Raw genomic sequence first — 12,934 nt, 5'->3', positions numbered from 1 at the left:
TTTCCCCGGAGTCGCGCGGATCTTGAGGTGGTCAGCAGCGGGGGTTGGCGGCGGCGCACATCCGGTCCGCGGCGACCCCGGCCAGGCGGCGCAGCTCGGATTCGGCGCCGGCACCGCCAACCCTGATGACCGAGATCAGGTCGCCGACCCGGACGACTGCGGTGCTGTCGGGCTCGGGCACCTCGCCCAGCGGCTTTCCGGTGTCCAGGTTCCGGGCCTGGGTCACCGTGTGCCGCAGCAGCACCGATTCGTCGCCGGCGAAGTTCCGGTCGACCTCCTCCCAGGAGTGCACGGCCTGCGCGCTGATCGTCTTTCCCTGCCACAGGATCGGACCGCTGGACCGCCACTGGCGGCAGGGCGCGAGCACCTCGGCCATCTCGGCGAAGATCCGTTGGGCCACGTCCGGCGCGACGCGGTAGACGTCCTGGTTGAGCAGGACGTCACTCGGTGGCTGCTCGGCCTCGCCCGGCCGGTTCCGCAGCAGGGTCAGCGAGCGGGAGTAGCGGGACGGCTCCCAGTCGGCCGGCTGCCCCTGCAGCTTGCGGCAGTACAGCAGCATCGCATCCAGCTGAACCCCCTCGCCGAGACCCGCCTCGGTCAACGGGGCCTCGGTCTTCGCCTTGACGTCGGTGGGTTGCAGCAGCACGTCCAGCGGGACCTCGGCGGCGGGCGAGGCCATCGGCGAACGCCGTGGTGGGGTCGGTTCGGGCTCTCCGGTCGCCGGTGGAGCGGACCACGGACCGGACGCGGGCGGCGGCCCGGCAACGATGGACGGCGGCTCGGCCGGGTCGGGGCGGGCCGCCACCACGACCGCGGCGGCCGAGGCGACCGTGAGCACGGCCAGGGCCGCCACCGCCGTACGCCGGCTGCGGCGCCGGGCCCGGGCCCGGATCTCGATCGGCTCGGGCCAGCGGACGTCCCCCAACTCGCGCTGCACCAGTTCGACGAATGCCAGGTCGTCGTCACGCATCGGCGGCCTCCTCCACATCCACGACGGCGAGCAGCCCGGCGAGCGCGGCGCGCCCCCGGGAGAGTCGCGCCTTCACCGTGCCGACCGGAGCCGCCGTCTCCCGGGCGACCTCGGCGACCGGCATGCCGAGCAGGTAGTAGAGCGCGATGGCCGTGCGCTGCTCCTCGGGCAGCTGACGCAGCGCGGCCACCACCTCGACAGTGTCGGCGCTGGGCGGCGCGACGCTCTCCTCCGCCCCGTGCCGCAGGTACGCCCGGGCGCGGCTGCGCAGGCTGCGCCACCGGCTCACCGCGATCCGGCTGGCCACCACCCGCACCCACGCCTCCGGGTCGTCGTACCCGCTCACCGTCGACCAGCGCTGCCAGGCCCGGATGTACGCCTCCTGCACGGCATCCTGGGCCTCGGCAAGGTTGCCGGTGAGCACGTAGACGAAGCCGAGCAGCCGTTGCCGGCTGCCGCGGTAGAACTCGTCGAACCCGTCGACGTCCGGCACGCTGCTACCTCCCCCGTGGCGGTCGCAGGTGAGACGCCTGGGATCGGCGGTGCGGTTGCCCGGTCAGCCGACCATTTTCTCCAGCTCGGTGAGCGGGAAGCCGCCGGCCGGGATGCGCTCGCGGGCGGCCCGGCGGACTGCGGCCTGGGCCGCCGCGTTCGCCGGGGTCGGCACGCCGTGCAGCCGGCCGAGCAGCACGATCTCCCCATTGAGCTGGTCGGCCTCGGCCGAGCCCGCGCCCCGGGCCAGGCTCTGCCAGGTGGAGCCGCCGGCCCGCTCCGCACCGTCGACGGGCCGGTGCCGCACCCGGTCGCCCCGCTCCGCGGCCTCCTCCGCCGGGGTGGTGTGCGCGATGCCGGCGGCGGCGAGCGTGGCCTCGCCCTCGGCGCGTACCCGGGCGGCGAGCGGCTCGGGGATGTCCGAGCCGAGCAGCGCCTGGAGGCCGTTGCCGAGGTTGCCGAGCAGCTTGCCGTACTTCCAGCGCATCACGTCGTCACGAACCGGCGCGACGAACCCGGCAGCGGCCAGGTCGGCGGCCACCGCCCGGCTGGTGTCGTCCGATCCGGACGGGTATCGGCCCAGGTGCAGCATCCCCGGGTGCGGGTGCCCGTTGGCGACCACCACACCTGGTTCCAGGTGGGTGGCGGGCAGCCAGACGCAGACCGGGTGCACCCGGGCGAAGAGGCGCAGGGCGGCCCGCTCGTTGGCGACGCCGTTCTGGGCGAGGACGATCGGCAGCCGTTCTCCCGCCGTGCCGCCGCCCTCGACCGGGGTGTCCACCCAGGTCGCCAGCGCCGCCTCGGTGTCCTGCGACTTGACCGTGAGCACCAGCACGGTGTCGGCCGGCAGCGGCCGATCGGCCGGCCCGGCCACGGCGGGCAGCCGGCTGGTCACCGTACCGTCCGGCGTCCGCAGGACCAGCCCCCGCTCCCGGATCGCGTCCAGGTGCGCGCCGCGGGCCACCAGCGTCACGTCGCGGCCGGCCTCGCCCAGCCGTACGCCGATGGTGCCGCCGACCGCGCCCGCTCCGATGATCACGTATCGCACGGTCTGATTCTGCCTCCCGGGTCACCCTGCCGTGGCGAGGTGGGCCAGCCAGCGCTGGCCGGTGTCCGCGCCGTCGACGTCCCGCCGTCGCGTGGCCAACGGCCCGGCGTCGCTACCGGGTGACGCCCGCGTCGGTGAGGATCGGACCGGCGAGCAGCAGCGCGCCGCCGACCAGGACGGCCAGGTTGACCAGGGCGAAGACCGTCACCCAGAACAGCGCCGGGAACGGGGTGAGCCGGGCGAGCTGGTCGGCGTCGGACTCGGGCATCCGCCCCCGGCTGCGCAGCCGTTGCAGCTCGACCACCGGTCGTACGCCGCCGAGGAGCAGGAACCAGACCGACGCCCAGGCGAAGGCCGCCTGCACCTGCGGCGACGCGTACCAGGACACCGCCAGCACCACTCCGCCGGTGGCCAGCAGCGACAGCACGCCGAAGACGTTGCGGATCATCACCAGCATGGCCAGCAGCAGCACCACCGCGACCCAGAGCAGCAGGGTGATCCGGTTGCCGGCGAGCAGCCACGCCCCGGCGAGGCCGACCAGCGACGGGGCGACGTACCCGGAGAGCAGGGTGAAGATCATGCCCGGCCCGGTGGGGCGGCCGGCGGAGAGGGTGAGGCCGGAGGTGTCCGAGTGCAGCCGGATGCCGCGCAGCTTCCGACCGGTCAGCAGCGCGGTCAGCGCGTGGCCGCCCTCGTGCGCGATGGTCACCGCGTTGCGGGCGATCCGCCAGGGCACCCGGGTGGCGACCACCGCCAGCGCGACGGCGGCGGTGACCAGCACGAGCAGGGGCGGCGGGTCGGGCTGCGCGCTCAACAGCTTGTCCCAGAGGGTGGTGAGGCCGTCGATGAGGGGCATGGGCGGGCAGCCTACCGGCCCGAGCTGTGCCGGTCGGCGGGCGCGGCCTCGTATCGTGTGAGACTGACCGGGTGGCGAACGGAACGGGAGGCGAACGCGGTGAGCGCGGCCCCCCTTGAGCCCTTTGACCAGCATGTCGGCCTCTGGACGGAGGCCGACTACTTCGCCATGGGCGAGAGCCGTAACCGGATCGAACTGCTCGACGGGAGCCTGATCGTAAGCCCTGCCCCGAGCAAGCGGCACCAGACCGTTTCGCGTCGCCTCGCCAACTCGGCTGAGTCGGCGGTCGCGCCGGACGGGCTGTTGGTCTTCGAGGCCGTGAATGTCCGGCTCAGGGCCGATCGGATCGTCATTCCGGACCTCGTCGTGGCGGACACCGACGACGAGGGCACGGTCGTCGAGGCAGGCGAGGTCAGGCTGGCCTGCGAGATCGTCTCGCCCGGGAACGCCGCCGCCGACCGCCTGGTCAAGATGCAGCTCTACGCCATCGCCCGGATTCCCTGGTACCTGCTCGTGGAGCAGGACGGCGAGAGCCACGCGCTGCGGCTGTACCGGCTCGACAACGGCCACTACGTGGAGGACCAGGTGGCCAAGGTTGGCGAGACGCTCGCGCTCACCGAGCCGTTCCGCTGGGCACTGGACCCTGCCACACTGCGCTGACCGGCCCTGACCGGCCAGCGAAGCGATGATGACCGTCAATGAAAATTTCTTTAAGTCCCCTTGCGATGCCAGGCACTTACCTCCAAGTATGGATATAAGTCAACGTCCATCTCTGGAGGGATCAATGGCTCGTAGCAGGCTCTCCGTACGCCGGTTGCTCGCCGCCGGCCTCACCGTCGCCGCCACCGCGATGGCGGCCCTCGTCGCCACCGCCGGACCGGCAACGGCCGCCACCACCCCCGGCATCGACGTCTCGAACTACCAAGGCAGCATCAACTGGACCAGTGTCCGGAACGCCGGCATCCAGTTCGCCTTCATCAAGGCCACCGAGGGCACCACCTACAAGGACCCGAGGTTCGGCGCCAACTACGTCGGCGCGTACAACGCGGGCGTGATCCGCGGGGCGTACCACTTCGCCCGGCCTAACATCTCCTCCGGGGCCACCCAGGCCAACTTCCTGGCCAGCAACGGCGGCGCCTGGTCGGCTGACAGCCGCACCCTGCCCGCCGCGCTCGACATGGAGGCCAACCCGTACAGCGGCGGCTACTGCTACGGCCTGAGCACCACTGGCATGCGCAACTGGATCCAGGACTTCCTCAACACCTACAAGTCCCGGACCAGCCGGTACGCGGTCATCTACACGACCACGAGCTGGTGGAACCAGTGCACCGGCAGCTGGACGGGACCGTGGGCCAACCACCCGCTCTGGCTGGCCCGCTGGGCGAGCACGCCCGGCACCCTGCCGGCCGGCGCCCCGTTCTGGAGCTTCTGGCAGTACACCAGCACCGGCAGCGTCTCCGGGATCAGCGGCAACGTGGACCGCAACTACTGGAACGGTGACCGGACCCGCCTGATCGCGCTGGCCAACAACACCTGACGGCCCTCACGAACAGGTCGGCGGCAGCGGGACCGGCTGTCACGTGACAGCCCGTCCGGCTGCCGCCGATGTCGTCTGTGGCGCCCGGTCAGGCCCGGCGTCGCGTGCCGGCCGGCACGGGAAGCACATCCCGCCCGGCCAGGGTGGTACGCCGGGCCAGCCGCCAGGTCACCACCCCCGCGACGACGAGAGCCACGACCGCGAGCACCGCGACCGGCGCGGCAAGGCCGGCGCTCACCAGCAGCAGGACGATGTCCCCGAGCGCGACCAGCATCCACAGTGCCAGCCGGGGCCCGGTGTCCCTGTGTCGGTAACCCATGTCGTACCTCCTTCCGTCGTCGCAACTTCCACTACCCCGTACGACGGAAGGCCATGCGAATGAGCCGGCCCTGGAACTTCCCCGGCTCAGCGGTCCGGCTTGAAGTTCTTGGTGATCACGTCCCAGTTGGCCAGGTTGGCCGCCCAGTCCTTCTCCGGCACCTCCCAGCGGAGGGCGTAGCCCCGGTTGCTGGAGGTGGCCACACCCCGGTTGCGGACGTGGTACCGGGTCCCGTTCCGGGTCTCCAACCAGTCCCAGTCGGCACAGGTCACGTAGTAGTCGCAACGAGTGATATCCAGGTACTTGTAGTTGCTGACGTAGTTGTGCCGGGCGGGTTCCTGCTTCTTCCAGTCGGTGTACGCGTCCTTCTTCGGCGAGTCGGTCCACTGCATGAACAGCCGTCGCCCATCAGTGGGGTCGGAGAACGTCACCGAGTTCTTACCGGGGCTGCTCCGCCAACCGGCCGGTAGCGCCACCTGGAAGCCGTTCGGGCCGGTGTAGAAACGCCAGCCGGCGGGCAGGGTGCCGGCGGAGGCCGAGGGAGTCGTCGACGGGGTCGGGCTGGGCGTGGCGCTGCTCGGGGCGGCCGAGGTCGGCCCGGTGCTGGTCGGGGGCGGCAGTGCGGCTGCCGAGGTGGCGGCGCTCGGCTGGCCACCGTCACCGCCGTCGTCACCGCTGTTGAGCAGTGGCACGGCCACCGCGAGGCCGATCAGCAGCACCGCGACCAGTGCACCGATCAGCAGGTTGCGGCGGTTGCGCTCCGGCTTCGTACCCGGGACGACCGCGGCCCGGCCGGTCGACGGCGCCGGACTCACCGGCGCCGCCAGGACCGAGGTCGGATTCTTCGGCGGGGCCGGCGGCTCCGCCCGGTCGTCGGCGACAGGCTCGCCGTCCACCTGCGTCTCGTCGAGGGCCGGATCGGTTCCGTCCACCCGGGTCTCGCCGGCGGCCGGATCCGGTCCGTCCACCCTCGTCTCGTCGAGGGCGGGCCCCGGCGTGGGATCGAGCTTCGCGGTCGGCTCGGCGACCGGCGGGGTCAGCTTCGCGGTGGCCGCCTCCGCGCCGCCGGAAACCTTCGCGGTGGCGGCGGCCGCGCCCGCGGCAGCGGCCGGGCCTAGGTTGGGCTTGCGCGGGGTCGGGGTGGACGACCGTTCGGCGCGGCCGTCGACCGGACGCGGCCCCGGGACCAGCGGCGGGCGCGGCTCGCGCGGACCGTTCGGCCCGGGCCGGCGTACGCCGTCCAGCAGCGAGATGCTCTTCGCGCGCCGCCCGGCAGCCTTGCGGAGCAGGCGCTCCGCCACCTCGGCGGTGATCCGCTCGGCCGGGTCCTTGCGCAGCAGGCCCTGCAGGACCGGCTTGAGCGGCCCGGCGTTCTTCGGCGGCGGCAACGGCTCGGTGGCGAGTGCGGCCAGGGTGGCGATCGCCGACGGCCGGGCGTAGGGCGACTTGCCCTCGACCGCCGCGTAGAGGGTCGCGCCCAGCGACCAGAGGTCGGCCTCCGGCCCCGCGGTGCCGTCCCGCGCCCGCTCCGGCGCGATGTACGCGGGCGAACCGAGCACCATGCCGGTGCGGGTCACGTTCGGGTCCCCGGGGATCGTGGCCAGGCCGAAGTCGGTGAGCACCACCCGGCCATCGTTGCCGAGCAGCACGTTGCCCGGCTTGACGTCGCGGTGCATGATGCCGGCCTTGTGCGCGGCCTTCAGCGCGCCCAGCACCCCGAGGCCGATCTGGACGGCCTTGGCCGTGGACACCGGACCGTCCTCGGCGATGGTGTCCTGCAACGACCTGGACGGCACGTACTCCATGACGATCCACGGGTCGCCGTCGGTGCGCAGCACGTCGAAGATGCGGACCACGTTGATGTTGTTGAGCCGGGCGATCGCCCGCGCCTCCCGCAGCGAGCGTTCCCGCATCTCGCGGCGCTCCTCCGGGGTGAGGCTCGGTGGCGGGACGAGCTCCTTGATGGCCACGTCCCGGTGCAGCACCTCGTCACGCGCCTTCCACACCCGACCCATGCCGCCCTGGCCGAGCGGCGAGATGAGCCGATACCGGTCAGCAACGAGTTGGGGAAGCGCGTCAGACATCGCTGAGACGGTACCCGGCTGCTCCGACGGTCACACCGCCGGCACGCCACTGTGCGGCGAAGGTCAAGTTCTCGACGCGTACCCTTGGGCCATGTCTGCCGATGAGCCGCTGTTCCGGATCGTCCGCGGGGTGCCCACCGCCGAGGAGCTGGCCGCCCTGGTCGGGGCGCTCGTGGTCCGGACCCGGCCGGCCGCCACCCCCGCCCCGGCCGCCGTGTCGCAGTGGACGCGCAGCGCCCGTCCGGCGGGCGCCGCGCTCGTCGCGGGCCCGGGCGCGTGGCGCGCCTCCGGCCTCCCCCGCTGACCCTTCCCGGGGTACGACCACGCGGGCGGGACTGCCAAGATCCGCGGTGAGCCATTAACCTCACTCACGGAGACGGTGCGGTGACAGGCAGGGAGGGTCGATGATCCCCGAGGAGAGCCAGCCAGCGGGTTGGTTGCGTGGCTACGGCGGCATCGAGGCGGACATCCGGCAGATGCGCGAGTTCGCCGACCGTCTCCAGGACGAGGTCGTCCGCAACTACGCCCCACACCTGTCGTACATCGCCGACGACATGAAGGCGGCCGTCCCCAACCCCGCCGACGCCTTCATCGAGCTGGTGCAGTTCCTCCAGGCGCACCACGAGACGCAGACGGCGACCGCCGAAGTGGTCTGGGGCCTGGTGCCCGCCACCGGCCACCTGGCCGGCGCCGCACACCTGATCGCCACCAGGTACTCCGACGCCGACGCGTTCTCGTCCGCCCGGGTCGCGGACGTGCAGGAGGCCCTCGCCCGCTCCGCCGGCGGCGGGAGCCGCCCACTGCCGACGCTCACCGACCCCACGGCCGATGACGACCGGCCGGTGGTGCTGCCGTGATCGAACGGGGCGGCGGGCGCACCTCCGGGCTCACCGACTGGCACCTGATGGACGTGCTCAGCATGTGGGCCTGCCTACAGGACCAGGACACCAGCGGGCAGTGGAAGCAGGTCGCCGGTTGGCGCAAGGTCTGCGACCTCGCCCTGGCCCACCTCGGGCGGTTGCAGGAATACCGTCGCGGCCTCGCCGAGGCATGGCCGCCGGACACCAACGCCGCCGCGCGCGCGTACCTCGGCGAGCTGGACCAGCTCATCGACAAGGTGCAGCGCACCCACGATGCCGCGGCCGCGAACTACGACGCGCTCGCCGCCGCCACCCGCGCCATCGGCAGCACCCGGGCCGAACTCAAGCCGCTCTACGACGAGTACGCGGCCAAGCTCCAGCAGAAGCAGGCGTACGAGGCGACGCTCGCCGACCCGAAGGCCGTAGCCGGCAGCCGCCTGCCACAGCAGCCGCCGGTGACGGACGCGGACCTGGAACGGCTGAACGTGCAGGCGCGGGGGTTGATGACGGGGTTGAGCGACGAACTCCAACAAGCCCAAGTAATGCTCCGCCAACCCCCACCACGTACGTGGCCAAGCATCGATCATTCAGCAGGGCCATCAGAGCCTTCAGCGCAGCCTCCTGTCATCCCCCCGGTGGTGCCTGTGCCAATCGCAGCCTCCAGCACTGCAGGTCGCGTTAACCCGCGAACGTCGGGAGGGCAGCCCGTATCTACTCCTGTCGCACCCGGCATCGGTCCCATCCTTGGCGGGGCAGGAGCAGGGCTAGCACCGGCTAACCCAGGCGCAGCCCCTCTCATACCGTCAACATCGCCGTCTCAGCCAAGCGTCGGCGCCCCACCATCCCCTCCAACGTTCCCAGGTTCCCCAGGCCGCCCGACGTCGCCAAGCCAGTTCCGCGAACTGAGTGGGCCCATGAGCCGGCCAACTGCAGAAAGCGCGAAGGGTCTCACCTCTGCCAGCCCGGTTAAGGGCCTACCGCCTGGTGGACTGATCGGCGGCGCGCTTGGGAACAGCCTTGGCCACCCAGGAGCGGCTGTACCTCCGCGTCGTACAAATCCGGTTGGCGGAGTCATCGGTGGCGGCGGCGCAGGGACCGCGCCGTCAGGTGCCGCTGGTTCCCGCCCAGGCGCGGGGAGAGCTTCGCAACTTGCGGGACCGCATGGCATCACTCCCATCGGGGGATCGCCCGGCTCAGTTAATCCGGGAGGTGTTGGCACCCCCTCTCGTTTGCCGCAGGGATCTCGCGGGGACGGTTGCCCTCGACCATGGGATCCGGATAATCCATGGGAGACCGACAAAGGGGTACCGCCTGTCGTCAATCCACCGGATGACAAGGGCCCCATCGATCCCGGTCCGGCCATGGGGTTTGATAGGTGAAGGGCCCTAGAACTCAAGACGCCGCCATATCAGCTATATGTGCAATAGCGCTTACCTCGACGCCGCCCGCCTTCGCGACTCCCTCATCGCCTGGCACTGCAACGGTTCGACAAAATCAATGGCATCTGGGACTGGCACTTCTGATGCGACAGCGATCGTTGCTGGGGCCGCTGCGCTCATCCGGTCCAAGTACCCCAACCTCCCCGCTGAGGAGGTCGCGCACCGGCTGACCGCCACCGCGATCGACAAGGGGCCGCCCGGCCGGGACGACGAGTACGGCTACGGCGTCATCGACCTGGTCGCGGCGCTCACGGCGGACGTACCTCCGCTGGGTTTCGGGTCGACGGCGGCGACCGCGCCCGTGCCGACCAGGGCGGCGCCGGAGGATGAGGGCGGGGACGGCGGTGCGACCGCGCGTGGCCTGGCGACGCTGGGCGTCCTGCTGGCGGCGGGCGGTGGCTATCTGGTGTGGCGGCGGCGTCGACGTGCCGACGACCCGCCGCCGCGGATCAGCCGGTAGCGTCGCTCACGTGTCGACCTCCATGCCGCTGCGCCTCGTACTCGCCTCGCAGAGCCCCGCCCGCCGCAAGCTGCTCCAGGCTGCCGGGATCGAACCCGACGTGCTGGTCAGCGGCGTCGACGAGTCACAGGTGGTCAGCGACCGGGCGGAGGAGTTGTGCCTGGAGTTGGCCCGGCTGAAGGCGCAGGCGGTGCGGGGTCGGCTGCGCGTCACGCCGGATGAGCGGACGCTGGTGCTCGGCTGCGACTCGGTGCTGGCGTTCGACGGGGAGATTCTGGGCAAGCCGGCGGACGCGGCGGACGCCACCCGCCGCTGGGAGCGGATGCGCGGGCGTAGCGGGGTGCTGCACACCGGGCACTGCCTGATCGACGTGCGCAACGAGTCGCGGGCGGAGGCGGTCGCGTCGACCACGGTGTATTTCGCGGACATCAGCGACGAGGAGATCGCCGCGTACGTGGCGACGGGCGAGCCGCTGGCGGTGGCCGGGGCGTTCACCATCGACGGGCTGGGCGGCGCGTTCCTGACCGGCATCGAGGGCGACCCGGGCACGGTGGTGGGGTTGAGCCTGCCGCTGCTGCGCAGTCTGCTCGGCGAACTGGAGCTGAGTGTCACCGACCTGTGGACGAAGGTCGCGCCTGGCGGCCAGGAGATCGAGCATCTCGGTTAACGTCCGGTCATGACCACCAAACCGCTGCCGCTCACTCCGGAACTGCACGCGTACCTCGTCGCGCACGGGTCGACGCCGGACGAGATCGTCCGTGAACTGACAGAGGAGACCCGGGCTGCCCTGCCGGAGCAGGCCGGCATGCAGGTCGCGCCGGAGCAGGCCGCGTTCCTGACCTTCCTGACCCGACTGCTCGACGTGCGGCGGGCCGTGGAGGTGGGCACGTTCACCGGGCTGTCCGCGCTGGCGATCGCCCGCGGGCTCGCCGATGGCGGCCGGCTGACCTGCTTCGACATCTCCGAGGAGTACACCGGCATCGCCCGGCGGTACTGGGCGCGGGCCGGTGTGCAGGACCGGATCGACCTGCGGATCGGCCCGGCCGCGGACCGGCTGCGGGAGTTGCCCCAGGAGCGGCATCTCGACCTCGCGTTCATCGACGCGGACAAGGTCGGCTACCCGGTGTACTGGGACGAGTTGGTGCCCCGGATGCGGCCGGGCGGGGTCATCGCGGTGGACAACACCCTGCGTGGTGGCCGGGTGCTCGCCCCGGAGAATGCCGACGACCGGGCCATCGCCGCGTTCAACGACGAGATTCTGGCCGATGTCCGCGTCGAGGTGGTCATGCTGCCCATCGCCGACGGCGTCAGCCTCGCCCGCGTGCGCTGAGACGCGACCCGCCGGATCGCCGAGCTGGCGGTGTCCCGACCCACCGGAAACCGCCACCTCGGCGAACTGGACGGCTCCTGTGGTGCATCGCCCCGCGATACCGCCACCTCGGCGACGTGGGCCGGCGCACGCGAGGTCGGCGAAGTCGCGGTGTCCGCCGGCTCGCGATACCGCCATATCGGCGACCTGGGCCGGCAGCAGCGAGGGCGCCGGCGACGGGGGCCGACGCCGACGAGGGGCGGTCAGGCGGCGAGCGGCTGGGGGGTGGCGGCCGGGGCGCGCAGCGCCCGGCCGAGCCGCAGGGTGAGCAGCACGGCGGCGGCGATGAAGCCGGGCAGCAGCAGGAAGGCCAGGTGCGGTCCGATGCCGTCGGCCACCCAGCCGAGGGCGACGGGCGCGATCCCGAAGCCCACCCCCATCGAGTACGACGACCAGCCGGCCGCCTTGTCCGCGCCCGGCCCGGCGGCGGCGAGGGCGATGGAGAGCGCCAGCGGGTAGTGCAGGGCGTTGCCCAGCCCGAGCACGACCAGGCCGGTGACCGCCAGCCAGCCCACCGGGGCGGACCAGAAGACGAGGAACCCGACCAGGGAGATGGTCAGCGCGGCGAGCAGCAGCGGCACCGGCGGCCAGCGCAGCGCGAACCGGCCGCCGACCACCCGGCCGACGAACATCCCGCAGACGATCGCGGCGACGGCCGCCGAGGCGCCGCCGGCGCCGAGCCCGGCGTGGGTACGGAGCACGTCGGCGGTCCAGAGCGACAGGCACACCTCGATCGAGCCGGTGACCGACATGAGCACCCAGGCGATCCAGTACGCCCGGGGCAGCCGGTGCGCCGCCCGGTCACCGGCACGCTCGTCCAGTGCGGCGGGAGCCGGGGCGACCAGCGCAGGATCGGCCGCCGAGGAGGGCACGACCGCGTCGGCGGCGGCCGGGGCGGTCACGCCGACCGGGTCGGCGGCAGCCGCGGCAGCGGGGTCGCCCTTCGGCAGGCGTACCCGGAAGGTCAGGGCGGCGAGGGCGACCAGCGCGATCAGCCCGACCTCGACGGCCAGCACCGGCCGCCAGCCCAGACCGGCGTTGACGGTGGCGCCGATGACCAGCGGGGCGAGGACGCCCATGCCGGCGCCGACGGCGTTGGCCTCGGTGAGCGCGGCGGGCGCGGCCGGCCCGTGGTGGGCGGTGAGCAGCACGCTGACCCCGCTGATCACCATCATGCCGAAGGTCGCGATCACCGCGACGGCGGCGAGGGTGGCGGGCAGTGGGCGCAGCAGCCCGAGGGCGGTGACGCCGACGGCCACGCCGGCGAGGCCGAGCCAGGTGGCCGGGCCGCGGCCGAGGCGGCGGGCGGCCGGTGCGAAGAGGGCCCCGCCGAGGATCGCGCCGACGGCGATGCCGGTGCTGTGCAGGCCGGCGACGGCGGCGCTGGTTCCCTGTTCGTCGCGGAGCAGCGGTACGACCGGGCCGAAGCCGTAGAGGAAGAAGCCCCAGAGCCCCAGCTGGGCATAGGTCAACCAGGTCGTCTTGTCACGGCTGAGGTGG

At 72.5% G+C, this 12,934-nt stretch carries 15 protein-coding genes; 7 read left to right on the top strand and 8 right to left on the bottom strand.

The window, feature by feature from the left end; genetic code table 11:
• Positions 1–31 precede the first annotated feature (31 nt).
• The 4 genes from ABZ783_RS14645 to ABZ783_RS14630 all read right to left on the bottom strand — a co-directional run bounded on the left by ABZ783_RS14645 (position 32) and on the right by ABZ783_RS14630 (position 3,366).
• Positions 32–970: a hypothetical protein gene (locus ABZ783_RS14645; protein ID WP_357437702.1), complete on the bottom strand. Its 939-nt coding sequence runs from the start codon at positions 968–970 to the stop codon at positions 32–34.
• Positions 963–1,463, bottom strand: coding sequence for a SigE family RNA polymerase sigma factor (locus tag ABZ783_RS14640; protein ID WP_357437699.1), 501 nt, complete (start codon positions 1,461–1,463; stop codon positions 963–965). Before ABZ783_RS14640 ends, ABZ783_RS14645 begins: the two co-directional genes overlap by 8 nt.
• 63 nt (positions 1,464–1,526) lie before the next feature.
• Positions 1,527–2,510, bottom strand: coding sequence for a 2-dehydropantoate 2-reductase N-terminal domain-containing protein (locus tag ABZ783_RS14635; protein ID WP_357437697.1), 984 nt, complete (start codon positions 2,508–2,510; stop codon positions 1,527–1,529).
• 112 nt (positions 2,511–2,622) lie between these two features.
• The gene (locus ABZ783_RS14630) at positions 2,623–3,366 is read right to left on the bottom strand and encodes a M50 family metallopeptidase (RefSeq protein ID WP_357437695.1); all 744 of its coding nucleotides are present in this window, start codon (positions 3,364–3,366) and stop codon (positions 2,623–2,625) included.
• Between the two features lie 99 nt (positions 3,367–3,465).
• Between ABZ783_RS14630 and ABZ783_RS14625 the strand changes: the two genes are divergently transcribed.
• A complete protein-coding gene (locus ABZ783_RS14625; protein WP_357437694.1) occupies positions 3,466–4,026 on the top strand; it encodes a Uma2 family endonuclease in 561 nt (186 codons plus the stop codon).
• 124 nt (positions 4,027–4,150) lie between these two features.
• Positions 4,151–4,903 carry a GH25 family lysozyme gene (locus tag ABZ783_RS14620; RefSeq protein ID WP_357437692.1) on the top strand — a complete coding sequence of 251 codons (753 nt, stop codon included), beginning with the start codon at positions 4,151–4,153 and terminating at the stop codon, positions 4,901–4,903.
• A gap of 88 nt (positions 4,904–4,991) precedes the next feature.
• Here ABZ783_RS14620 and ABZ783_RS14615 read toward each other — a convergent pair whose 3' ends face one another.
• Positions 4,992–5,222 (bottom strand): hypothetical protein, encoded by a 231-nt coding sequence (locus ABZ783_RS14615; protein ID WP_357437690.1) that lies wholly within the window; start codon positions 5,220–5,222, stop codon positions 4,992–4,994.
• Positions 5,223–5,308: 86 nt separating this feature from the next.
• Positions 5,309–7,306, bottom strand: a complete 1,998-nt coding sequence (locus tag ABZ783_RS14610) for a protein kinase (protein ID WP_357437688.1) — start codon at positions 7,304–7,306, stop codon at positions 5,309–5,311.
• 91 nt (positions 7,307–7,397) lie between these two features.
• Between ABZ783_RS14610 and ABZ783_RS14605 the strand changes: the two genes are divergently transcribed.
• Entirely contained in the window at positions 7,398–7,610 is a 213-nt protein-coding gene (locus tag ABZ783_RS14605; protein ID WP_357437686.1) for an acyl-CoA carboxylase subunit epsilon, read from the top strand.
• Between the two features lie 100 nt (positions 7,611–7,710).
• Positions 7,711–8,163: a hypothetical protein gene (locus tag ABZ783_RS14600; RefSeq protein WP_357437684.1), complete on the top strand. Its 453-nt coding sequence runs from the start codon at positions 7,711–7,713 to the stop codon at positions 8,161–8,163.
• 74 nt (positions 8,164–8,237) lie between these two features.
• Here the strand turns inward: ABZ783_RS14600 and ABZ783_RS14595 are convergent, their stop codons facing one another.
• Positions 8,238–8,705 (bottom strand): hypothetical protein, encoded by a 468-nt coding sequence (locus ABZ783_RS14595; protein WP_357437681.1) that lies wholly within the window; start codon positions 8,703–8,705, stop codon positions 8,238–8,240.
• An 877-nt stretch (positions 8,706–9,582) separates the two neighbouring features.
• Here ABZ783_RS14595 and ABZ783_RS14590 point away from each other — a divergent pair.
• The 3 genes from ABZ783_RS14590 to ABZ783_RS14580 are packed head-to-tail and all read left to right on the top strand — an operon-like array spanning position 9,583 to position 11,395.
• Positions 9,583–10,065: a S8 family serine peptidase gene (locus ABZ783_RS14590; RefSeq protein WP_357437679.1), complete on the top strand. Its 483-nt coding sequence runs from the start codon at positions 9,583–9,585 to the stop codon at positions 10,063–10,065.
• 10 nt (positions 10,066–10,075) lie between these two features.
• Positions 10,076–10,732, top strand: a complete 657-nt coding sequence (locus tag ABZ783_RS14585; RefSeq protein ID WP_357437676.1) for a Maf family protein — start codon at positions 10,076–10,078, stop codon at positions 10,730–10,732.
• A gap of 9 nt (positions 10,733–10,741) precedes the next feature.
• Positions 10,742–11,395 carry an O-methyltransferase gene (locus ABZ783_RS14580; RefSeq protein ID WP_357437673.1) on the top strand — a complete coding sequence of 218 codons (654 nt, stop codon included), beginning with the start codon at positions 10,742–10,744 and terminating at the stop codon, positions 11,393–11,395.
• Between the two features lie 242 nt (positions 11,396–11,637).
• Here ABZ783_RS14580 and ABZ783_RS14575 read toward each other — a convergent pair whose 3' ends face one another.
• A complete protein-coding gene (locus tag ABZ783_RS14575; protein WP_357437671.1) occupies positions 11,638–12,906 on the bottom strand; it encodes an MFS transporter in 1,269 nt (422 codons plus the stop codon).
• Positions 12,907–12,934: the final 28 nt, after the last annotated feature.

Source organism: Micromonospora sp. NPDC047738 (assembly GCF_040642675.1).
GTDB lineage: Bacteria > Actinomycetota > Actinomycetes > Mycobacteriales > Micromonosporaceae > Micromonospora.
Note: the sequence above shows the minus strand (reverse complement) of the source record. Positions and strands in the feature narration are given on the sequence as shown.